The 19,924-nt window shown below is 66.1% G+C and carries 21 protein-coding genes; 10 read left to right on the forward strand and 11 right to left on the reverse strand.

From position 1 onward, the window contains the following. The first annotated feature begins 11 nt into the window (after positions 1 to 11). The 3 genes from ACQR2C_RS29630 to ACQR2C_RS29640 are packed head-to-tail and all read left to right on the forward strand — an operon-like array spanning position 12 to position 3,173. Positions 12 to 464 (forward strand): flagellar protein FlgN, encoded by a 453-nt coding sequence (locus tag ACQR2C_RS29630; protein WP_315805150.1) that lies wholly within the window; start codon positions 12 to 14, stop codon positions 462 to 464. A 27-nt stretch (positions 465 to 491) separates the two neighbouring features. Continuing rightward, positions 492 to 2,249: a flagellar hook-associated protein FlgK gene (gene flgK / locus ACQR2C_RS29635; protein ID WP_434882699.1), complete on the forward strand. Its 1,758-nt coding sequence runs from the start codon at positions 492 to 494 to the stop codon at positions 2,247 to 2,249. 15 nt (positions 2,250 to 2,264) lie between these two features. Then, a complete protein-coding gene (locus tag ACQR2C_RS29640) occupies positions 2,265 to 3,173 on the forward strand; it encodes a flagellin (protein ID WP_315805152.1) in 909 nt (302 codons plus the stop codon). 316 nt (positions 3,174 to 3,489) lie between these two features. Here the strand turns inward: ACQR2C_RS29640 and ACQR2C_RS29645 are convergent, their stop codons facing one another. From ACQR2C_RS29645 to ACQR2C_RS29670, 6 genes are all read right to left on the reverse strand, one after another. Next, positions 3,490 to 4,029, reverse strand: a complete 540-nt coding sequence (locus ACQR2C_RS29645) for a hypothetical protein (RefSeq protein ID WP_434882700.1) — start codon at positions 4,027 to 4,029, stop codon at positions 3,490 to 3,492. A gap of 140 nt (positions 4,030 to 4,169) precedes the next feature. After that, on the reverse strand, positions 4,170 to 4,568 hold the full coding sequence (locus ACQR2C_RS29650; protein ID WP_434882701.1) for a BA14K family protein: 399 nt from the start codon (positions 4,566 to 4,568) through the stop codon (positions 4,170 to 4,172). A gap of 123 nt (positions 4,569 to 4,691) precedes the next feature. Continuing rightward, on the reverse strand, positions 4,692 to 5,474 hold the full coding sequence (locus ACQR2C_RS29655) for an alpha/beta fold hydrolase (protein WP_434882702.1): 783 nt from the start codon (positions 5,472 to 5,474) through the stop codon (positions 4,692 to 4,694). A gap of 3 nt (positions 5,475 to 5,477) precedes the next feature. Beyond that, positions 5,478 to 6,773 carry an O-acetylhomoserine aminocarboxypropyltransferase gene (locus tag ACQR2C_RS29660; protein WP_315805156.1) on the reverse strand — a complete coding sequence of 432 codons (1,296 nt, stop codon included), beginning with the start codon at positions 6,771 to 6,773 and terminating at the stop codon, positions 5,478 to 5,480. 92 nt (positions 6,774 to 6,865) lie between these two features. After that, a complete protein-coding gene (locus ACQR2C_RS29665) occupies positions 6,866 to 7,486 on the reverse strand; it encodes a nitroreductase family protein (RefSeq protein ID WP_315805157.1) in 621 nt (206 codons plus the stop codon). Positions 7,487 to 7,567: 81 nt separating this feature from the next. Then, positions 7,568 to 8,566, reverse strand: a complete 999-nt coding sequence (locus ACQR2C_RS29670; protein WP_434882703.1) for an aliphatic sulfonate ABC transporter substrate-binding protein — start codon at positions 8,564 to 8,566, stop codon at positions 7,568 to 7,570. A gap of 1,153 nt (positions 8,567 to 9,719) precedes the next feature. Between ACQR2C_RS29670 and ACQR2C_RS29675 the strand changes: the two genes are divergently transcribed. Further along, positions 9,720 to 11,555: a hypothetical protein gene (locus tag ACQR2C_RS29675; RefSeq protein ID WP_316238628.1), complete on the forward strand. Its 1,836-nt coding sequence runs from the start codon at positions 9,720 to 9,722 to the stop codon at positions 11,553 to 11,555. 313 nt (positions 11,556 to 11,868) lie between these two features. Here the strand turns inward: ACQR2C_RS29675 and ACQR2C_RS29680 are convergent, their stop codons facing one another. Next, positions 11,869 to 12,519, reverse strand: coding sequence for a TetR family transcriptional regulator (locus ACQR2C_RS29680; protein ID WP_316238627.1), 651 nt, complete (start codon positions 12,517 to 12,519; stop codon positions 11,869 to 11,871). A 92-nt stretch (positions 12,520 to 12,611) separates the two neighbouring features. On the opposite strand from ACQR2C_RS29680, the gene ACQR2C_RS29685 reads away from it, so the two are divergent. Further along, positions 12,612 to 13,274: an O-methyltransferase gene (locus tag ACQR2C_RS29685; protein WP_434882704.1), complete on the forward strand. Its 663-nt coding sequence runs from the start codon at positions 12,612 to 12,614 to the stop codon at positions 13,272 to 13,274. Positions 13,275 to 13,389: 115 nt separating this feature from the next. Continuing rightward, positions 13,390 to 14,040, forward strand: a complete 651-nt coding sequence (locus ACQR2C_RS29690) for an aspartate/glutamate racemase family protein (RefSeq protein ID WP_434882705.1) — start codon at positions 13,390 to 13,392, stop codon at positions 14,038 to 14,040. 19 nt (positions 14,041 to 14,059) lie between these two features. Here ACQR2C_RS29690 and ACQR2C_RS29695 read toward each other — a convergent pair whose 3' ends face one another. After that, positions 14,060 to 15,418, reverse strand: coding sequence for an LLM class flavin-dependent oxidoreductase (locus ACQR2C_RS29695; protein WP_434882706.1), 1,359 nt, complete (start codon positions 15,416 to 15,418; stop codon positions 14,060 to 14,062). Between the two features lie 210 nt (positions 15,419 to 15,628). Here ACQR2C_RS29695 and ACQR2C_RS29700 point away from each other — a divergent pair, with 210 nt between their 5' ends. Both ACQR2C_RS29700 and ACQR2C_RS29705 read left to right on the forward strand, forming a co-directional pair. Next, positions 15,629 to 17,296, forward strand: coding sequence for a tannase/feruloyl esterase family alpha/beta hydrolase (locus ACQR2C_RS29700; protein ID WP_434882707.1), 1,668 nt, complete (start codon positions 15,629 to 15,631; stop codon positions 17,294 to 17,296). Positions 17,297 to 17,436: 140 nt separating this feature from the next. Further along, a complete protein-coding gene (locus ACQR2C_RS29705; RefSeq protein WP_315805163.1) occupies positions 17,437 to 17,646 on the forward strand; it encodes a PRC-barrel domain containing protein in 210 nt (69 codons plus the stop codon). A 51-nt stretch (positions 17,647 to 17,697) separates the two neighbouring features. Here the strand turns inward: ACQR2C_RS29705 and ACQR2C_RS29710 are convergent, their stop codons facing one another. Continuing rightward, positions 17,698 to 18,117 (reverse strand): NUDIX hydrolase, encoded by a 420-nt coding sequence (locus ACQR2C_RS29710; protein WP_434882708.1) that lies wholly within the window; start codon positions 18,115 to 18,117, stop codon positions 17,698 to 17,700. Positions 18,118 to 18,433: 316 nt separating this feature from the next. Here ACQR2C_RS29710 and ACQR2C_RS29715 point away from each other — a divergent pair, with 316 nt between their 5' ends. Further along, a complete protein-coding gene (locus ACQR2C_RS29715) occupies positions 18,434 to 18,613 on the forward strand; it encodes a hypothetical protein (protein WP_434882709.1) in 180 nt (59 codons plus the stop codon). Positions 18,614 to 18,675: 62 nt separating this feature from the next. Here the strand turns inward: ACQR2C_RS29715 and ACQR2C_RS29720 are convergent, their stop codons facing one another. Next, entirely contained in the window at positions 18,676 to 19,023 is a 348-nt protein-coding gene (locus ACQR2C_RS29720; protein WP_434882710.1) for a hypothetical protein, read from the reverse strand. 208 nt (positions 19,024 to 19,231) lie between these two features. Between ACQR2C_RS29720 and ACQR2C_RS29725 the strand changes: the two genes are divergently transcribed. Continuing rightward, positions 19,232 to 19,522, forward strand: a complete 291-nt coding sequence (locus tag ACQR2C_RS29725) for a hypothetical protein (protein WP_410051985.1) — start codon at positions 19,232 to 19,234, stop codon at positions 19,520 to 19,522. A gap of 89 nt (positions 19,523 to 19,611) precedes the next feature. Here the strand turns inward: ACQR2C_RS29725 and ACQR2C_RS29730 are convergent. Then, the coding region (locus tag ACQR2C_RS29730; protein ID WP_434882711.1) for a hypothetical protein at positions 19,612 to 19,924 on the reverse strand (313 nt) is incomplete at its 5' end.

The raw sequence follows: 19,924 nt of genomic DNA on the forward strand, positions 1-19,924 counted from the left end.
GGAGCGACAGGATGAAACACGCAATTCAGGCCGATCGACGGCCCGCAAGCGAGGACGAGGTGCGGACCTTGATCGCGCTGATCGACGAACTCATCGCGGTGGTGTCGGAGGAGAATGTGGAGCTCGCCAAGGGATTGCCGGCCTCGCGCTCGAAGCAGCTCGACGACAAGAACCGGTTGGCCGGGTTGTTCGAGCAGCGGGTGGCCGAATGCGCCAGGCAGACGGCAAGCCTCGACGTCCGCGACCGCGTCCTGCGCGAGCAGCTCATGGAGCACATCCTCAACCTGCGTGGCGCGATGGATGAGAACCTCGTGCGGCTGCGGGCCGCGATCGAAGCCAGCAATCGTCGCATCGAGGCGGTCATGCAGGCGATCCGCGAGCAAATCGCAAATGCCTCCCCCTATGGAGCCGGTGGACGTCGTACCGCGCGTGCGACATCGTGCGGAACCAATGTGAGGGCGTGATGGCCAGCCAGCAGCGGGAGTAGGGCAATGTCGCTCGACATAGCACGGTTGGTCGCCTTCAGCGGCATCTCGGCCACGGAGCTGCAGATCAGCGTGGCGTCGTCGAACATCTCGAACGCCGACACGAAGGGGTATACGCAGAAGACGGCCAACCAGGTCACGAACGTGACCGGGGGAGTTGGAACCGGCGTTTCCATTACCGGCATTTCAAGCAATGTCGACAAGCTGCTGCTGAAATCCCTGATCGGAGCCAACTCCGAGCTCGGCGCGGCCGACACCACGAACAATTACCTGACGCAACTCCAGCAGTTGTTCGGCAGCGCGTCCACGTCCGGCACCTCGACGACGGGAACGTCGCTGGCAAACTCGCTGGCCTCGCTGGAGTCCGCTTTGTCGTCGCTGGCGAGCTCGCCCAGCAGCGTGTCGCTGCAATCGGCCGTGGTCAGCGCGCTGGACGATTTCGCCAGCCAGCTGCGCAGCACGTCGAGCGGCGTGCAGACGCTGCGCGCCAATGCCGACAAGGACATCGCGTCGTCGGTCCAGAGCGTCAACGACGACCTGCAGCAGGTCGCCGATCTCAACGTCGAGATCCGGAAGATGGCGGCGTCCGGCCAATCGACCGCGGATCTCGAGGACGAGCGCAACGCGGCGCTGCAGGACCTGTCGTCCTACATGAACGTCAGCTACTACACGGCGTCGAACGGCGATCTTCAGGTCTATACCTCGTCGGGGCGGGCTCTGGTCGACAGCTCGGCGCACACACTGAGCTATACGGCCTCGGCGAATGTCTCGGCGGCGTCGAGCTATGCGTCCGGCGGCTTCAGCGGCATCACGGTCGACGGCGTCGACGTCACGTCCCAGATCACGTCGGGCAAGATCGGCTCGCTGGTCACGTTGCGGGACGAAACCCTGCCGGCCGCGCAGACCCAGCTCGATCAACTGGCCACGCAGCTGAAATCGGCGCTGAATTCGATCACTGATAGCGCGTCGGCCGTTCCACCTCCGACTACCCTGACCGGATCGGCGAGCGTCAGCAGCACGACGGCCCTGGCGGCATCCGGAACGGTCCGCATCGCCGTGGCTGACCAGAGCGGCAATCTCGTTTCGTATCAGGATCTCGACCTGTCGTCCTATGCGACGGTGGGCGATCTGGTCACAGCGCTCAACGGCATCTCCGGCGTCTCCGCCTCGATCGATTCCAGCGGGCACCTGTCGATCAGCGCCACGTCGTCGTCGAACGGCATCGCGATCAACGACATGACCAGCGCGATCGGCGGCAGCGGCTTCGCCGGCTATTTCGGCATGAATGACCTCGTCACCGGCACGAGCGCGGCCAATTTTGCCGTCAACAGTAGCATCCTGAGCGGCGCTGCGGGTCTTCCGACCGGCACGCTCGACGGCTCCGCGACCCTGACGACCGGCAGCCAGGTGCTGACGGCCGGCTCGGCGACGGTCATCAACGCGCTCATCGACAAGCTGACCGGCTCGACCAGCTTCGCCTCGGCCGGCGGCCTGAGCGCAACGAGCGGTTCGTTTGCCGACTATGCCGCGGCGATCGTCGCCAATGTGGCCAGCAAGGCGTCGCAGGCCGCGACGGCCTACACCGCGAAATCGACGGCCCAGTCGAGCTATGCGAGCTCGCTGTCCTCGCAGTCGGGCGTCAACCTCGACGAGGAGACGGCGCGGCTGAGCTCGCTGCAGAACAAATACGCTGCCGCCTCGCAGCTGATCTCCGTGATCAACAGCATGTTCTCGTCGTTGCTCACTGCCGTGCAGTCGACCTAGTCCGGAGCGCCTATCATGACGATGCGGATTGCGACATTCTCGAACTCCGACCAGATGATCGCGAGCGCGCTGCGGACGCAGGCGACCATGGCCAACCTCCAGGTGCAGGAGGCCTCGGGGCTGAAGACCGAGTATCTCGCCGGTTATGGCGCCGACACCCAGCACGTCGTCAATCTGCAGGTGTCGGTCACGCGGGCGCAGTCCTATATCGATGCCGCGACCCTGGCCGACAGCAAGGTGCAGGTGATGTATTCCGCCGTGGGACAGGTGTCGGACATCGTCAGTCAGCTGCGCACGGCGCTGAGTGCTGCGAGCTCCGGCAGCAGCACGGGAACCACGTCCGCGATCAGCAGCGCGCAGCAGTTGCTGCAGCAGATGGCGGGCATTCTGAACACCCAGTATGACGGGCAGTATCTGTTCGGCGGCGGACGAACCGCGACGGCGGCGGTCGACACGTCGAGCTTCGCCTCCGGCACGGGATCGCTGACCACGACGGATAGCAGCTACTATCGGGGCGACGGCGAGCTGGCCTCGGTCCGGGTTTCCGATGGGCAGTCGGTCACCTATGGCGTCACCGCCGACAACCCGGCGTTTGAGGAGGTCATGCGGGTCCTGAAGTTCGTCGCCAACAGCTCGACCCTCTCCGGAACCGACGTCACCTCCGCATTGACGCTTGCCGATCAGGCGGTGGACGACGTCGCGACGGTGCAGGCCAAGCTCTCCGATGCGGCGTCCCGGATCGAGAGCGCGAAGTCGCAGCAGACCGATTACAAGAGCTATGCCGAGAGCCTGGCGACCGACCTGACCAGCGTAGACGTCGCTGCGGTCACCGCCCAGCTCTCGACATATCAGGCCCAGCTCACGGCGAGCTATACCGCCATCTCCAAGATCCAGAGCCTGAACCTCGCCAGTTACCTGCGCTGAGACAGCGGCACCGATTGCGGTCGGCGGGATGGGCATGGGCGGATCAAGGAAAACGCGAAAGTTCAGCAGCTCCATCTGCGGGAAGAGGATGATCCGGACGTCGAGCTGCCGAGGAATTCCGCGCCGGAGTCGTCTGCGACTTCGTCGCCACGGTCATGGGTCTCGAGCAGATCTGGTGGGTGATGGCGCTCGGCGCAATGAGGCATTGGCAGCATTTGCCGTGGCGCGATCATGACGAGTCCGTCATCCGCGCGGCGGAGGTTGCGCATTGACGTGCCGGTGCGTCGGGCGATCCCCACGCACCGGCGAACTCACGTCACCAGCGATGATGGGTGCGGATCACGCCATGGCCGTGGCCGTGTCCAAAATGACGACCGCCGTGCCAGCCATGATGATGACCCCAACCCGGACCGCGGTAATAGCCGTAGCTGTGCCGCCACGGCCGCGGGCCATAGGAATAGCCGTAGCTGCGATAGATCGGGCGGGGCGCGTAGCTGTAGCCATAGCCGCCGTAATAGGGGCGGTAGGCCGGGTAGTAGCCGCCATAGCCGTAGGGATAGGCGGCGTAGCGATACCCGCCGTAATAGGGATAGGGCGCGTAGCCGCCATAATAGGAGGGCGCGGCGATCGCTGATCCGATCACGGCCCCCGCCAGCAGCCCCGCGCCGATCGCGGCACCGCCGCCCCAGCCGCCATGCCAGCCGCCGTAGCGGACCTGGACGGCATGCGCGCTTTCGGCGCCCGGTTTGGCGGCTGCTGACAGCGACGTCAGCGGCGCAGCCGAGACCGAGTGCAGCGTGGACAGAGAAAGTGCGCCGGCGATGGCGAGCGTCGCGGCGGCTTTGAAGGTGACCATCCTGGTGTCTCCCGTTGATTCTGGGTCATGCTCAACCGGAAGAGACGATCTTCGTTGCAGTCGTCGCGACGGACGTTTTGTCGCGCGCCATTGGTCCAGGGGGCGGTCGATGCCGGGGACCGGCATCGACCCTGGTGTCGTTACGGGCAGGAATGGCGCAGGCCGTCATTGCCGAGATAGGTGCCGGAGGCCGGGTCGTAGGACCGGAAGCGCTGGGCGCAATAGGCCTGGGCATTGGCTGCCTCGGCGCGGCTGTTGGCGATCGCGCCACCGATGATCGCGCCGGCCGCCAGACCGCCCAGGGCCGCGGCACCCGCACCGTAGCCGTGCCCGCCATAGCGATGGCCGTAATAGCCGTGGTGATGACCGTAGCCGCCGCGCCAGTGGCGATACTGCACCTGCTGCAGCTCGGTCGCGTTCTGCGTGGCGGCGGCCGGCGCCGGATGGTTCGGAAGCAACGGCGCGGCGGCGAGCGGCGATGCGGTCGCGAGCGTCATCGTTCCGATGGTGGCGACCGTGAAAAGTTTGCGCAGATCCATCTGCGTGCTCCTTTCTGTTCGTTATGCGGAGGGCAACGGCTCGCCGCCGTCCTCCGTTCCGCGCCGCGACGGAGCATGTCGGCGGCACGAGGTCGCATCCCAGAGGGGAACCGTGACCGCAAGCTACGCGATCAGCGCATCGAGCAGCGCATCCGGACATTCTGTCATCATCGTATGCCCCGCACCGGGCAGCACGATGGTGCGCGATTGCGCGATCGCAGCCGCCAGCGCCTTGCCGGCTTTCAGCGGCGTCATCATGTCCTTCTCGCCGAGGATCAGCCGCGCCGGCACCTTGATCTTGGCCGCCGCCGCCAGCGCATCCTGATAGGCGTTGCAGGCGGAGAGATCGTTGAACAGCACGCCTGGCGCGCAGCGCTCCAGGGTCGCCTGCGCGCCGCCATGCATCCACAGCCCCGGCGCGCGGCTGCCGCCGAGCTCGGCGGCAAAACCGAGGCCCCAGATCGAGACCATGTCGATGGCGGCGTGATCATTGGCTTCGGCGGCGTTCAGGAGGTCAGGCCCGACTGTCATCGTGGCCGCGGTGCCGATCAGGCTCAGCGCCGACACGCGATCGGGATGGCGGGCCGCGGCATCGAGCGCGATCAGCGAGCCCATCGAGTGGCCGATCAGGTGCGCAGGCTTGGCGTGCACCGCCTGCAAGAGCGCGACGATCCAGTCGGCCATCGCAGCAATGGTCGGCAGCGCCGGGCCGGCCGAGCGGCCGTGGCCCGGCAGGTCGGGCGCCAGCACGGCAAAGCCGTGATGGGCGAACCAGCGGCTGTGCAGCGCCCAGACCGAATGATCGAAGCCGGCGCCATGGATGAAGACGACGGCGGGCAAGGACGAATCGAACTCGCGGCCGCCCGTGGCGGCGAAGACCTCATGATCTCCGATCGACAGCTGCATGGCTCACACCTTCTGCGAGGCGCGCAGCGCCTGTCCGAGATCGTCGATGATGTCGCCGGCCGCCTCGATGCCGACGGAGAGCCGGATCAGCTCCTCGCCGATCCCTGCCGCGGCGAGCTGGGCTGCGTCCATCTGCTGATGCGTGGTCGAGGCGGGATGGATCACCAGCGTCTTGGCGTCGCCGACATTGGCGAGATGGCTGATCAGCTTCAGGCTCTCGATGAACTTGCGTCCTGCGGGACGTCCGCCCTTGATGCCGAACGAGATGATCGAGCCGGCGCCGCGCGGCAACAGCGCCTTGGCGAGCGCATGGTCCGGATGCGTCTCCAGCGAGGGATGCAGCACCCAGTCGACGGCCTTGTTGGCCGTCAGCGCCGCCAGCACCGCGGCGGTGTTGGCAACATGCCGCTCCATGCGCAGATGCAAGGTCTCGACGCCCTGAAGCAGGTGGAACGCGTTGGTCGGCGACAGGCAGGCGCCGAAATCGCGCAGGCCCTCGGTGCGCGCGCGCATGATGAAGGCGGCTGCGCCGAACTGCTCGTCGAAGACGATGCCGTGATAGCCGGCATAGGGCTCGGTGAGCTGCGGGAACTTGGCCGAGGCGCGCCAGTCGAACCGGCCGCCATCGATGATCGCGCCGCCGATCGCGATGCCATGGCCGCCGAGCCATTTGGTGGCGGAGTGCATCACGATGTCGGCGCCTTGGGTGATCGGCTGGCTGAGAAAGGGCGTCGCGAAGGTGTTGTCGATCAGGAGCGGCACGCCGGACGCGTGCGCGATCGCCGAGACCTTGGGAATGTCCAGTACCTCGAGGCCGGGGTTGCCCAATGTCTCGCCGATCAGCAGCCGCGTGTTCGGCTTGATCGCGGCGCGGAAACCGTCGTGATCCCTGGGCTTGACGAAGCTCGTGGTGATGCCGAAGCGCGGCAGCGTGTGGGCGAGCAGATTGATGGTGCCGCCATAGAGCGAGGAGGAGGCGACGATGTGATCGCCCGCATTCAAGAGCGTGGCAATGGCGAGATGCAGCGCCGCCTGGCCGCTCGCGGTGCAGACGGCGCCGACGCCGCCCTCGAGCGCGGCAAGCCGCTCCTCGAGCACGGCCGTGGTCGGGTTGGAGATGCGGGTATAGATGTGGCCGGCGCGCTCGAGATTGAACAGCGCCGCGGCGTGCTCGGTGTCGTCGAACACGTAGGACGTGGTCTGGTAGATCGGCACTGCGCGGGCGCCGGTTGCGGGATCCGGGTGCTGGCCCGCGTGCAGGCTCAGGGTCTCGAAGGCGGGCGGTTTCGGCGGCGGCATGCGGATCAACTCTCCTCAAGCAGAACGCGTCTTCTGCCACAGATTTCGCCGTCCGTCAGGGGCGGCGCGGCACGCCGCCCCTGACGCATCGATCAGCCGGCGAAGCGCTGCGGGAAAAGGCCAGCCGAGGCGATCTCGGCGATGGAGAGACGTGCGCTCGGCTTCTCGCGCTCCTTGAGCATGGCCGGCAGCTTGTCGCCATCGCCCTTGCGGCCGACCGCGATCGCGATCTCCACGGCGAAACCGTCGGGGACGCCGAGCGCCGTCTGCGCGGCGGCGACGTCGAACCCGCTCATGCCGTGGGTGACCCAGCCGGACACCGCCGCCTGGTTGGCGAAATTGGCCCAGGCCGCGCCGGCATCGAAGGAATGCGTCCGCGTCGGTGCCGGCTCGGTCTTGCCCGCCGGGATGAAGGTCTTCTTCGACAGCACGTAGACGATCGCCGCGGCATGCTGCGCCCAGCCGCGATTGAACTCGACCAGCGGCGCCAGGAAGGTGTCGAACTCGGCCGAGCCGCGCAGCGCGTAGAGGAAGCGCCAGGGCTGCGAGTTGTAGGAGGAGGGGGCCCAGCGCGCCGCCTCGATGAAGGTCAGGAGCTCCGTTTCGGGCAGCGCCTCGTCGCTGAAGCCGCGCGGCGACCAGCGATCGACGAAGATGCGATGCGCCGGATGCTCGGTGATGCGATCGGTCGGCGGGGGAAGATGGGCAGTCACGGTGGTCTCCTTCGTTCAGGCCCGTCGTCGGGCCTCGTGCCGCGCCTCGCTGCGGAGCACAATCCTCGGCCCCTGTGTGGCTCACGGCGCCTTGGGAGTCCAGATCGCCAACGCAGATGTGTCCACCTTGACCGGCAGCACGCGCTCGGCAAGGAAAGCGTCCGCGATCTTCTGCTGCTCCGAGAGGCCGGCCGCGGTGACCGCGCCGACCTGGTAGGAGCGGTGGCTGTTGGCCTCCTCGACGGTGGCGGCATCGATGCCCCAGAGCGCCGCGAGCTGGCCGGCCGCGGCGGCCGGATTGGCCTTCACCCATTTGCCGGTCTCGACCAGCTTGCCATAGATGACGTCGAGCGCGTCGCCATGCTTGGCAGCGTAGTCGGCAGCGGCGAGATAATAGCGCTTGTAGCTGGCAAGCCCGTCGCTACCGTCGGCGAGCACGCGCGCCCCGGACTGGCGGATGGTGCTGGTCAGGAACGGATCCCACGCCACCCAGGCGTCCACATTGTTGCTGACGAAAGCGGTGCGGCCGTCGGCGGGTGGCAGATAGGCCGGGGTGATGTCCTTGAAGGTCAGACCAGCCTTGGCGAGCGCCGACAGCAGCAAATAGTGGCTCCCCGCGCCCTTGGTGACCGCGATCTTCTTGCCTTTCAGATCGGCCAGCGTCCTGGTCGGCGATGCCGTCGCCACGAGGATCGCCTGCGCCGACGGCGAGGCGGCTTCCTCCGCGACATAGGCGAGCTTCGCGCCCGCGGCCTGCGCAAACACCGGGACGGTGTCGGCAACATCGGCGCCGAAATCGATGCTGCCGATGTTGATCGCTTCCAGCAGCGGCAGGCCGCTGGAGAATTCGTGCCAGGACACCTTGATGCCGAGCGGCGCCAGCACCGTCTCCAGCTCGCCATTGCTCTTGAGGAGAGCAATCAGGGTCGAGGACTTCTGATAGCCGATGCGCAGCGTCTCGGCGGCGTCGGCTCGCGGCGTGGCGAGCGCGCCGAGCAGGGCGAGCGCCATCACCAGGACGCCGCGGCGGGCGAGATGCGAGGATCGCGCGCGGCGCAGTCCGCTGAAGGACGGGGTCATTCGGAAATCTCCCAAACAGGCGATGGCGTGCACTTGTCCCGGATCATTCGCAGGATCGGGAGTGTTGCGCAATTTTGCAGATCGGTTCGGATGGAGAGGAAAGTTCTTCATGTGGCCGCGTCGCGAGAAGTTTGTTTTCTTGGCGCGTGAGAGACCCGGTGGACAGCCGCTCGCATCCTCGCGGCGCGCATGGCGTCCGAGATGTGTCTGCCGTTTGTCCCTCTTTCGATGAGAGGGCACAGGGAAGGCCGGGCGTCGACTGACACCCATGGCCCGCGTGCAAAAAGGAAGCACGCGGCGGTTACCACAGGATCAGCCGGACATCCGGCCTTCCCTGCGCAATGGGCTTACGGCTTATACGCGATCTCCCCGGTGCGCCGGGCTTTCTGGCCACCGTCATCCGCGAGACACGCAAGCATCTTCGCGAACTTGATACTAGCGTCGGAGTATCAGGACCACGCGATTTCGCCGTCCGGCTCCCCTCGTTCGTCCGCGCGCTTGACGCACGCTGCGACGAGAACCGGCCATCGCATCCCACACCAACGTTTCGTGACGTTCGCGAAGCGCCCCTCTCGATCGGGCGGGATGGCGCTATTCAATCATGAATTCTGAAAAAAAGAAACAAGAATATTTTTCGTCGCGGGACTGGACAGGGCAAATCAGCCTGAGAATGCGGGCGAATTTCGTTTTTTCGCGCAAGCGCGAGGAGAAGCAATAGGCTCGTCACGCAAGATCTGGAGCTTCGGCGTATGACAATCGGCTTGTGCCCCTCTGCCTCCACGTCATGGCCGGGCGTCGTCCCGGCCATCTTTGGTAACTCTCCGCGGAGGTTTGGGCGGGTTGTCCGATCGAACGTCCCTACAACTGCCGGCCGAAATGAAGCGCGGGAGCTCATGAGCGGATTTGGCCTGACGTCTGCGACTTGCTCCGTGCAGCAAACCGGCAGCCATTGGGGGCAGTAGCCGCGGAGCAGGCGCATTCGGAGGACAGCCGTGACTAAAGCAAACCTCAGCGACCGAGTCAGCGGCGTCCGATTCAGCCCAAAGGAGAAGTCGAGCACACCGACTGACCGGACATCAGGAACTCATCCAGTCATTGCCATTTCCCGGCCACAGCACGATGGTGCAAAAGTGCGGCAGGAGTCAGGAACGTCATGATCTGGACGATCATCATCCGCCCGTTTATCCTCGCCTTGGCATGCGGTGCAGCCGCTCAATCGGTCGCGAACGCGTCCGACGCCAGTTGGGATAAATGCCTCATAGCCCCGAGACGGGCCTGCGTCCTACGTGAGGCCGCAGAAGTCGCCGGCACCATCGGCGACCCGCATTTGTCTGCGCGCGAACTCGGCGAGATTGCCAAGGCACAGTTGAAGGCCGGCCTGTTCACTGAGGCCGCCACGACGATCGATCTGGCTTTGCAGGTCGCGAAGTCGATCGCCAAGGATAGCTATGATCGCGACGACGCACTCGAGACCATCACGCAGGTTCAGGCGCAGGCCGGCAAGCTCGCCGACGCGCTGGAGACCGCCAAATCGATCGAGAACCGCCACGTACAGGCCGCGGCGTTCGGGGCGATCGCTATTGCAGAGGGGAACGCCGGCCGGCTGGAAGATGCGCTTCGACGGGTGCAGGCGATCGAGGACTTGCCGGATCGTGCCCTCATCATACGCCGGGTGACCTGGGAGCTGCGCGCCAGCGCAGTGGCGCGGGGAGAGGACGACAAGATCGTGGCCGCGCTTCAAACAGTGCTAGCGGTCGAACAGCGGTATCCGCCGCCCATAGTGATTACGGGCGTTCATCACCCCTCGGAATTCATCCCGGCGCTCGCCATCATCGCGCAAGCGCAGGCCCGCGCGGGAAAAGTCACCGACGCCATGCGGGTTGCGAGACTGGTCTCGCGCTCGATGGAGCGCGCCCAGACGTTTGCAGCCATTGGCGTCGCGCTAGCGCGGGCCGGTGCGGTCGGTTCGGCCTTGGAAGTTGCGCGATCGATCGACGACCGCTGGGAGCGCGGCATCGTGCTCGGGTACATTCTCGAGCCTCGGCTGACGCCCGATCTCATCGCCGATGAGGCGACTACGTCCGGCTCGCCTGTGAAAGCGGAGGTCCCTAACAAGGTCCGGGATTTCGTCGCCGCCTTCACAGATCGCGAGCAGCGTGCCACCGTGCTCTGCCTTATCGCGATGACGTTGGCGAACAACGGCCGCCTGGACGAAGCCATCGCGCTCGCGGAGCCAATCGATCAGGACAAACCACGCGCCTTCGCTTGGCACGCCATTGCCAAGGCGCAAGCGAAGGCAGGCATGGCCACACAATCGATCGCGTCCTTCGACCGGGCCGTCCAGGCTGCGTTGTCGTTCCAACCGAACGACGGGATTTTGTCGAAAATCGCCGTCTCACAAGCGGATGCCGATCAGATCGATGAAGCCCTCCATGTCACCCGACTGATCGGCGGTACCATGGCTACGGCGGGATCTGTCGCAAAGGTCATGAGCGATGGCAAGCTCGCCAACGTCGACTATGACCGTCGCTATGCACTGCGCGCGATCGCCAAGGCGCAAGCAAGAGCCGGCAGGACGGTGGACGCCTTTCAGAACGCGTCGGCGCTCAGGCTGGGTCCTGATATCATTTCCCCAGGGCTCGGCGTCGTCGCCGAAGAACTCGCCGAGGCTGGACGGATCGCCGAAGCGATCGATGCCGCCGCGGCCGAGGACAATCTCCATCGTCGCTCCGAGCTGCTCGCATCGATTGCCAAGGCCATGGCTGAAGCCGGCAGGATCGACCAGGCGAAGCAGGTGACGCAACACGTCACCTGGGGGCGCGATCAGGTCGAAGCCCTAGCGTCAATCGGCGGCGCGCAGGCGAAGGCGGGCCTCATGGCCGATGCTCTGGCGAGCTTCGCCGAGGCCATGCAGATCGCGTACGCGCAGCCTTACAAGAACACGACGGCCGATGCCCTCGTGAAGATTGCGAGCCGACTATCGAACTGAACTTGCAGGTCCGCGATCGGTATATGAACACATTGCACGAGATCACCCCATTCTCTTGTTTTGCGCGACTTTCCGGTTAGGTATTTCGCGACACGGTCGGGCGCCTCTGTCATGTCCCGAGATCTCCTTTACAGGCACTCCCGGACTCTGGAGGTCTGTCGTTGGCTGCGGCTGCCGACTTGCGGCGCTGCATCAAGTCAGCGGCGTATCTGGGATACGGCGGCATCACGTCAACGTCGCGTCGCGGCAGCCCGTGGTCGTGCAGAGGTACTCAGTTTCGCTAAGGAGAGGCGGAGACGCGCCGGCTGCGGGACTACCCGGCCTTACGTCTGGGAGGCTTATTCGCGGTGGAAAGATACGCACAGAACATGTCCGCCATCGCATCGGCATAGGCTGATATCTCGGCCCGGCTGCGCGGCGTTTCCGAGAAGTGCTTGCCCACCTGGCTGAGCGTCGTCTTGATCAGGTCGGCGGCCCGCACGCGTTCCGCCTGGCCGGAATCGGGCAGCACCTCGCGCATGAAAGCGAGCATGGCGCGGTGGCCGCTTGTCCTGGCCCGGCGCGCCTCGGGCGCATCGCGATAGAGCGGGGCGGCGTCGTCGAGCGCGCCACGCACCGCGGCTTCGTCGCACTCCGATTGCAGGAACGCGTGAACGAGGGCGCGCAATCGCGTCAAGGGCGGACGGCTGGTGTCCTCCAGAATGCCGTGCAGCAGCTGCGTCGTCTGCTGCCACTCGTCGCTCTGCAGCCGGAACAGGATCGCCGCCTTGTTCGGGAAATACTGATACAGCGAGCCGATGCTGACGCCGGCCTTCTCGGCGACGCGCGCGGTGGTAAAGCGCTGCGCGCCCTCGGTTGTCAAAACCTGAACGGCGGCCTGCAGAATGGCCGCGACGAGGTCGGCCGAGCGCGCCTGTTGCGGCTGTTTTCTCGCGGAAATCTGGGCTTTTCGAGCAGGGGCCATGGCGTGGTCCGGAATGCGATTAGCGAATGCGAATGATTAGTCGTATTTTGACCTGGACGCAAACGACCCACCTCAGAGGACGGAGAACGAACATGATCACCCTCACCACCCAACCAGTGGCATCGCTGCTGGATCGCCTGCTCGCCGAGGCCACGCTGCTGCGGCCGGAGACGAGCCCGATGTTTGCCGGCATGACCGAACGCGGCGAGCAGCTGATGCGCAGCAAGTCCGGCCATGTCGAGCTGTACACGCAGCTGAAGGACTTTCCGCTTCCTGTCTCGCGCGAGACCGGCGTGCTGCTTTACATGCTGGCGCGCAGCTTCGAGGTCCGCACCGTCGTCGAGTTCGGCACCTCGTTCGGCATCTCGACCCTGTTCCTCGCCGCGGCGCTGCGCGACAATGGCGGCGGCCGGCTGATCACCACCGAGTTCGAGCCGTCGAAGATCGCGCGTGCGCGCGGCAATCTGGCCGCCGGCGGTCTGCTCGATCTCGTCGAGATCCGCGAAGGCGACGCGCTGCGGACGCTCAGCACCGATCTTCCGGAGACGATCGATCTGGTGCTGCTCGACGGTGCCAAGCCGCTGTACGGCGATATCCTGGCGCTGCTCGAGAGCCGGCTCAGGGCGGGCGCGTTCATCATGGCCGACAACGCCGACGACAGCCCGGATTATCTCGCCTACATCCGTTCGCCGGCCAACGGCTACCTCTCGGTGCCGTTCGGCGACGATGTCGAGCTGTCGATGCGGCTTGGGTGAGCGGCGCGCGACGAACGGCGATGCCTGTCGTCCTCAAAAACGAGGGGATCGGGAGTTGACGTTCCACCGGCGATTGGTCACGAGGAAGTCCCCTCATCGTGAGCGACCGACCTGCATGCTTCGTATCCTCCTGATCAATCCCAACAGCTCGGCCGCGACCACCGCGATGATGGTGTCGATTGCGGCCGCCTGCTGCGCCGGCCGGGCAGAGGTGGTCGGCGCGACCGCGATGCGGGCGCCGGCCATGATCGTCGATGCCGAGGCGCTGGCGGCATCGGCTGCGGAGGTGGTCGACATCGGCTGCGCGCATCGCGATGCTTGCGATGGCATCATCGTTGCGGCGTTCGGCGATCCCGGCGCCGCGGAGCTGCGCGGGCTCTGCCCGATGCCGGTGGCCGGGATCGGCGAGGCGTCGATGCGCGAGGCTGCGCAAGGCGGGCGGCGCTTCGGCGTCGCCACGGTGACCCCGGCGCTGGTCGCGAGCATCGCGGGTCTCGCAGAGAGACTCGGGCTGTCGGCGCAGTTCACCGGGACGCGGCTGATCGAGGGCGATCCGGCCGCGCTCGCCGCCGACCCGGCGCGGCTTGCGTCGGCTCTGGCCGCAGCCACGCGCGCCAGCATCGCGGAGGACGGTGCGCAGGCCGTGATCATCGGCGGCGGACCGCTGGCGCAGGCGGCCGATCAGCTGCAGCCGCAATTCGCCGTGCCGATCATCAAGCCGATCGCGGCAGCGGTTTCGCAATTGCTGCAGCGGCTGTCCGCGTGAGCAGTCCAATGCCGCTGTGCTATGGCCGGTAGCCTGCCGCGGGATGCGGGACCGCGAGCCGGGCACGGCCGAACAGCTTTTCGCGCAGCGTCCCCGGCTGGTAGGCCTTCTTGTAGCGGCCGCGTCTGGTCAGCTCCGGCACCAGCATGTCGGCGACATCGGCAAAACTCTCTGGTGACAGCGCAAAGGCGAGGTTGAGACCGTCGACCCCGGTCTGCTCGATCCAACTCTCGATGAGATCGGCGACCTTTGCCGGCGAGCCGACGAACACCGGGCCGATGCCGCCGATGCCGACATGCTCGGCAACCTCGCGCACGGTCCACACCCGGTCCGGATCGGCCCGCGTGACGTTGTCCATCGCGCTGCGGCCGGCATCGTTGAGCACGTGGCGGACCTGCTGGTCGAGGTCGTAGGTCGAGAAGTCGACGCCGGTCCAGCCCGACATCAGGGTCAGCGACGCCTCGTGGTCGATGTAGCGGCGATAGTCGGCGAACTTCGCCTCGGCCGCCGCATCGGTTTCGCCGAGCACGACGGTGGCGATGCTGAAGATGACGATGTCGCTGCCCGCGCGACCCGCGTCGGCGGCGGCCTGGCGGATCGCGGCGACGCGCGGCGCGATGATCTTGGCCGACGGGCCGGACATGAACACGCATTCGGCATGCCGGCCGGCGAACACGCGGCCGCGCGGCGAGGTGCCGGCCTGATACAGCACCGGCGTCCGCTGCGGCGACGGCTCGCAGAGATGGATGGCGTCGAGCTGGTAGTTCTCGCCGCGATGGCTGACGCGGTGAACCTTCGTGGGATCGGTGAACACGCCGCTGGTCCGGTCGCGCTTGACGGCGTCGTCCTCCCAGCTGCCTTCCCACAGTCTGTAGACCACCTCCATGTACTCGTCGGCGACGTCGTAGCGGTCGTCATGCGCGGTCTGGCGGTCCTTGCCCATGCCACGCGCGGCACTGTCGAGATAGCCGGTGACGATGTTCCAGCCGATGCGGCCTTCGGTCAGATGATCGAGCGTCGACATCCGCCGCGCGAACGGGTAGGGCGGCTCATAGGACAGCGTGCAGGTGACGCCGAAGCCGAGATGCTCGGTCACGGCGGCCATGGCCGAGATCAGCATCATCGGATCGTTCACCGGCACCTGGATGGCGTGACGGAGCGCCGCGTCGGGGTTGCCGCCATAGACATCGTAGACGCCGAGCACATCGGCGAGAAACAGTCCGTCGAAGCGGCCGCGCTCCAAGGTCTTGGCGAGGTCGAGCCAATAGGGCAGGCGATTGTAGTCGGAGGACCGGTCGCGCGGATGCCGCCACAGGCCGGGCGACTGGTGCCCCACGCAGTTCATCGCAAACGCATTCAACCTGATGTCCGCAGCCATGATGTCCCTCGGCGCTTCCTCGACGCCCATCAGATGGCACGCTTCGGCCGACGTTTTCAATCGCACCCCTGCGCACGGCCGCTTGCGGCGGGCGCAGGCTTGGCTATGGTCGGAAGCGATCGAGCGCGCCGCGAAGCAACGACGATGCGTGACGGGCTTTGGCCCGCAGGTGTGGGGACGACTGTGAGGACGATCGTGAGGACGACCGTGATGACGATCCGTGTGACGGCGCTGACCGCGGTCTTGCTGACGACGTCCGCCATGGCGGCCGCGCAGGCGGAGGAGTTCAAGGCGAGCTGCGCCACGCTGGCGCAAGGCTTCTCCGGCAGCGGCCGCATCGTCACGGCGGAATTCGTCGCTGCAGGCGGTGTGCAACTGGCGCCGCCCGCGCCTGCGGGCGCGACCGCACCCGCGCCGGATCACTGCCTGATCCGGGGCAAGATCAACGAGCGTACCGGCATCGACGGCAAGCCCTACGCTGTTGGCTACGAGCTGCGACTGCCCGCGACGTGGAACGGCAAGTTCGTCTTCCAGGGCGGCGGCGGCGTCGACGGCGTGCTGCGCCCGGCACTCGGCCTGCTCACCGGCGCGACGCCGCCCAACGGACTCTCGAACGGCTATGCCGTCGCCTCGACCGACTCGGGCCATCTCGAGGAGCCGGGGCCGCTCGGGCCGTATCTGTTCGGCCTCGATCCGCAGGCGCGGCGGGACAAGGGCTACAGCTCGATCCCGCCGGTGGCCGCGGCGGCGAAGGCCGCGGCCGAGAAGCTGTACGGCAAGGCACCGCGCCGGTCCTACTTCGCCGGCTGCTCCAACGGCGGCCGCCAGGCGATGGCGGTGACGCAGCGCTTCCCCGAGCTGTTCGACGGCGTCATCGCCGGCGCGCCGGCCTATCGCGTGCCGTTGGCCGGCATCGACGTGATCGCGCAGGAGCAGGCGCTGCTGGCGATCGCGCCTCCGGGACCTGACGGCAAGGCCGATGTGGGCAGCGCGCTGACCGACGACGACCTGAAGCTCGTCGCCGATGCCGTGACCGCCTCTTGCGACGGCGCCGACGGCGCCAAGGACGGCATGGTGCAGGATGTCATGGCCTGCCGCTTCGATCCGGCCGTGCTCGCCTGCAAGGAGGGCGAGAGCGCGCAATGCCTGTCCGCTCCCAAGCTGAAGGCCGTCAAGCTGATGTTCGACGGCAGCCGCAATTCCATGGGCGGATTGATCTATGCGCGCTGGCCGTATGATCCCGGGCTCGCCGCGCCCGGCTGGCGCGCCTGGAAGCTCGGTACGCCCAAAGCGAGTCCGCCCAATGCGCGCAACCTCACGCTCATTCCCGGCGGCGTCGCCTATGATTTCATGAGCCCGCCGGAGACGCCGGAGGATCTCGTCGCCTGGGTGCGCAATTTCGATCTCGACCGCGATCCGCGGAAGGTGATGAAGGGCGCCGGCGGCTTCGACGCCGGCATGGAATATGAGGCCGCGACCTCGACCGATCTCGACGCGTTCAAGGCGAAGGGCGGCAAGATGCTGTTCTATCACGGCACCGCCGACCCGATCTTCTCGGCGCTGGACACCGTCGACTATCTTGATCAGCTCAAGACCAGATACGGCCCTGATGCCGACGGCTTCGCGCGGCTGTTCCTGGTTCCCGGCATGAACCATTGCGGCGGCGGACCCGCCACCGATCAGTTCGACTTGCTGACCGCGCTGGACCGATGGGTGGAGGGCACGGCCGCGGCGCCCGAGGCGATCCGGGCCACCGCGCGGCGCGCGCCCGATGTGCCATGGCCCGGGCGCACACGCGATCTCTGCGCGTTCCCGAAGGTGCTGACCTACAAGGGCAGCGGCAGCCTCGAGGATGCGGCGAATTTCGAGTGCCGCTGAACCGGTCGTGCATGTCGTCTGCGCGGTGCACGATCACTTGATGAGCGGTTGACCCGGGACGGGGACGAGCCGATCTATCCGCCAGCGCCGGCCTGTCTCCGCAGCGTTGCGGCTCCCATCAGCCCTCAGACCGTTCAATCATGGTTGCCGTCAAGACGCGAGCCTTCACCATTCTGTGCGAGTTCGAGCACGCCCAGACCGAGCTGATCGGGAAATGCGTGGCCTTGAGCGACGGCAAGGCGGGAACCGTCGAGCAGGTGTATCTCGACGAGCTGCATGGGTTGCGCATCACCCTCAGCGGTCATGACGGGCGCTGGCCGGTGTCGACCATCAAGTTCACGCAATCCTGAGCGGCGGCGTTGGTCTCGGATCTGGAGCGCTCAAGCGATCGAGCGGCTCGATCAACGCTGCTTGGCGTGCCCGCTGGCAAAGCTCTCCATGAGGCGCCGCAGCTTGGCCCGGTGCACGCGACGTGCGGCTTCCGCGGCGGGCAGCCAGGCCGGCTTCCGCTGCCCGCGTTCGGGATAGCGTCCATGCTGCTTGGTCACCTTCAGCGGGTAGAGCTTGACCTCGCACGGGATCTTCCGCTTGCCTTTGCGCTTGCTGTGCTTGAAACGGCCGAGCGGCTGGCGGCCGATCTTGCCGCGCAAGCCTGCCTCTTCATACGCCTCGATCGCCGCGACCCGATGCGGATCCTTGCGAAGGATCGGCGAGCCCTTCGGCACCGACCAGCGCTGCTTGCGCCGGGTGGTGATCAGCAGGATGCTGAGCTGCGCGGCCTCGATACGAAAGGGCAGGGCGGCGAATTGCTTGTTTTTCATGAGACCCCCTTTCGTCGAATGCCTTGAACCATACACCGGCTCGATTGGTTCCTGAGAGAGCTGCCGGAAAACCTGGGCCGCTGCATATCAAATGATCCGAGAGCGGGCCGGCGCCGCGGCTACCGTCGATGCTCCCGGCGCGGCCGGCCGCTGCTGGTCTGCCGTCCGGGACGACGTTGGTCACGGCCGATTCACCTATGTTGATGCGCGCGGCATCGCCTGATCTAGAGTTGTCGATGCGCATCAATGAAACTGGATGCAATCCCGCATGGAATTAGAAGGTCAAAAGAAGCGGCGCCGGCGTGTCAAGCAGACGATGTCGCTGGGTGAGCGGTTGCTGGAGATGGCGCGCGAGGCGCGAGACAGGGCGAAACGTCTGCCTCCGGGCATCGAGCAGGCCAGGCAGCTGCGGCGCGCCCGCGAGGCCGAAGCGATCGTCGAGCTCGATCGCTTCCTGACGGCTCCAGCACGCAGCACGCCGCCGCGATCGCGTTGACGCCGTCTCGCGCCGGCCTCGGACGACGTGGCGCGGCGCCGCGGAGGTCACCCCGCAGCAGGTCACCAAGCAGCAATGTCGACCGAGCAACAAATGTTGAGCGAGCCACAATGCCGCGGCTGCTTTTGCGGCATGCGGACTCGAATTGATGCAGGCATCGCTGCAGCAACGCGCTCGACAGGATCGACGTCCTGAGCGACCGCAACGACCATGCGTTGGGCAAGGCAGTCCAGAGACGCGAGCACGATCAAACCATTTCCAAGGCCGCGCGGATTGAAGAATGTTTGGTTGGTGGCGAGGGCGCCCTCGGCTTCACGGCCGACGGGCGTTTTTTTGGGACGCGGGACGGACGACGTGTCGCGTTGGGGAGGCTCTCGACGACCGTCTCCGTCCGGCGTCGTCGCGCGCATCGCTGATCTGGCTGCGGCCGCGAAGGCGAGAGCGCCGGGCTGGTGGTATTTCCGGAGCTTGCGGCAACAGGGCTGACCGAATCCGGCCGAGACGGCGAGCCAATTCCCGGCCGCGTCACCGCCAGGCTTTGCGGATATCGCCGATCCGTATCACCGGCGTCACTTCGGTGTTCGCGGTGGCGAGAGCAATGCCAGTTCGCATTCGCAAATGCGTGCGACGCCGCGAATTTCGATCCCGGGCTCAGCGGCGTGTTCGGTGCGGAACCATTGGCGTTTCCGCGTCCGCGCCGCGATCGTCGCAGGCGGGGAGGGTATCGCGACCGTCGAAATCGACACCCGCAATCTCGACAGCGTCTGTTCGACCAACCTTGTCCGGCGGAAGGATGTCGTCCTGCATGCCCATGCCGCGCTCGTATCGTGCGCCGGTGCAACCGAAGGCGGGCAATTCCCGACGCTGCGCGCGCCCACCGTTCCAAAATGGAACGGAAACCGCGTGTGAGGGGTTCGAGCGTGGGGGCGACAGCGCTATCCACATTTCTGCACAGCCGTCGCAAAAAGTTCTTGCGCGGGATGCGGCATCGCACTATCTCACCACCACGCCAGCCGGACATCACTGATGACTGAGGCCCCCGACTTTCGGGACCGACGTTGCTTTTCGTCTGACTGGCTCCTGAGTTTTTCTTCAAGAAATGCTCTTGACGGTCTCTGAAAATCGGCTATGTGAAGCGCCCCGGACATCGGGACTTCTTCGGCGAAACAGACGATCGAAGATGATGCACTAAGTAGTTCGAGCGAACTAACAAGTGCGGGCTGTTTGACAAGTGAAGATGAAGAAAGAGAAACGTGGACGGCGGAGTCCTTGCGGGTCTCGGGGTTGAGAGCTTCGGCTTTTGGTTCTGAG

Origin of the sequence: Bradyrhizobium sp. HKCCYLRH3061 (assembly GCF_051168015.1) — a bacterium.
GTDB lineage: Bacteria > Pseudomonadota > Alphaproteobacteria > Rhizobiales > Xanthobacteraceae > Bradyrhizobium.

Coding starts and splice junctions, on each gene's coding strand:
- ACQR2C_RS29630 (WP_315805150.1), top strand. CDS start 12: ATGAAACACGCAATTCAGGCCGATCGACGGCCCGCAAGCGAGGACGAG.
- flgK (WP_434882699.1), top strand. CDS start 492: ATGTCGCTCGACATAGCACGGTTGGTCGCCTTCAGCGGCATCTCGGCC.
- ACQR2C_RS29640 (WP_315805152.1), top strand. CDS start 2,265: ATGACGATGCGGATTGCGACATTCTCGAACTCCGACCAGATGATCGCG.
- ACQR2C_RS29645 (WP_434882700.1), bottom strand. CDS start 4,029: ATGGTCACCTTCAAAGCCGCCGCGACGCTCGCCATCGCCGGCGCACTT.
- ACQR2C_RS29650 (WP_434882701.1), bottom strand. CDS start 4,568: ATGGATCTGCGCAAACTTTTCACGGTCGCCACCATCGGAACGATGACG.
- ACQR2C_RS29655 (WP_434882702.1), bottom strand. CDS start 5,474: ATGCAGCTGTCGATCGGAGATCATGAGGTCTTCGCCGCCACGGGCGGC.
- ACQR2C_RS29660 (WP_315805156.1), bottom strand. CDS start 6,773: ATGCCGCCGCCGAAACCGCCCGCCTTCGAGACCCTGAGCCTGCACGCG.
- ACQR2C_RS29670 (WP_434882703.1), bottom strand. CDS start 8,566: ATGACCCCGTCCTTCAGCGGACTGCGCCGCGCGCGATCCTCGCATCTC.
- ACQR2C_RS29675 (WP_316238628.1), top strand. CDS start 9,720: ATGATCTGGACGATCATCATCCGCCCGTTTATCCTCGCCTTGGCATGC.
- ACQR2C_RS29680 (WP_316238627.1), bottom strand. CDS start 12,519: ATGGCCCCTGCTCGAAAAGCCCAGATTTCCGCGAGAAAACAGCCGCAA.
- ACQR2C_RS29685 (WP_434882704.1), top strand. CDS start 12,612: ATGATCACCCTCACCACCCAACCAGTGGCATCGCTGCTGGATCGCCTG.
- ACQR2C_RS29690 (WP_434882705.1), top strand. CDS start 13,390: ATGCTTCGTATCCTCCTGATCAATCCCAACAGCTCGGCCGCGACCACC.
- ACQR2C_RS29695 (WP_434882706.1), bottom strand. CDS start 15,418: ATGGCTGCGGACATCAGGTTGAATGCGTTTGCGATGAACTGCGTGGGG.
- ACQR2C_RS29700 (WP_434882707.1), top strand. CDS start 15,629: ATGACGATCCGTGTGACGGCGCTGACCGCGGTCTTGCTGACGACGTCC.
- ACQR2C_RS29705 (WP_315805163.1), top strand. CDS start 17,437: ATGGTTGCCGTCAAGACGCGAGCCTTCACCATTCTGTGCGAGTTCGAG.
- ACQR2C_RS29710 (WP_434882708.1), bottom strand. CDS start 18,117: ATGAAAAACAAGCAATTCGCCGCCCTGCCCTTTCGTATCGAGGCCGCG.
- ACQR2C_RS29715 (WP_434882709.1), top strand. CDS start 18,434: ATGTCGCTGGGTGAGCGGTTGCTGGAGATGGCGCGCGAGGCGCGAGAC.
- ACQR2C_RS29720 (WP_434882710.1), bottom strand. CDS start 19,023: ATGCGCGCGACGACGCCGGACGGAGACGGTCGTCGAGAGCCTCCCCAA.
- ACQR2C_RS29725 (WP_410051985.1), top strand. CDS start 19,232: ATGCGTGCGACGCCGCGAATTTCGATCCCGGGCTCAGCGGCGTGTTCG.